Source organism: Pseudoalteromonas sp. SG41-5 (assembly GCF_014164495.1).
In the GTDB taxonomy this organism is placed as follows: domain Bacteria; phylum Pseudomonadota; class Gammaproteobacteria; order Enterobacterales; family Alteromonadaceae; genus Pseudoalteromonas; species Pseudoalteromonas rhizosphaerae.
On record NZ_JACJFH010000345.1, the window covers coordinates 1 to 217 of the forward strand.

At 38.2% G+C, this 217-nt stretch carries 1 pseudogene; it reads right to left on the reverse strand.

Features of this window, described 5'->3' with window-relative positions:
• Positions 1-5: 5 nt before the first annotated feature.
• A pseudogene (locus H5232_RS23885) lies at positions 6-217 on the reverse strand (DUF2931 domain-containing protein); the annotation flags it as partial.

A 217-nucleotide genomic window follows, 5' to 3' on the forward strand; every position in this document is an offset into this window, starting at 1 on the left:
CTTTACTACTTATTCTCACGCCATTGGGCTTGTCCTGAACCAAGTTCGTGTAATACGCGACCTGTAAACCCCGCTGATGGTGTATTTGAAACCCAAACCTTTATCTCACCTGATTCACCCATACCGACTATTAAATATGGTTTTACATCTTTAAAAACCTTACCTGTATGCGCTGTGTATGAAGGTAAATTTTTAGCTAACCTATAACCATTTTTAT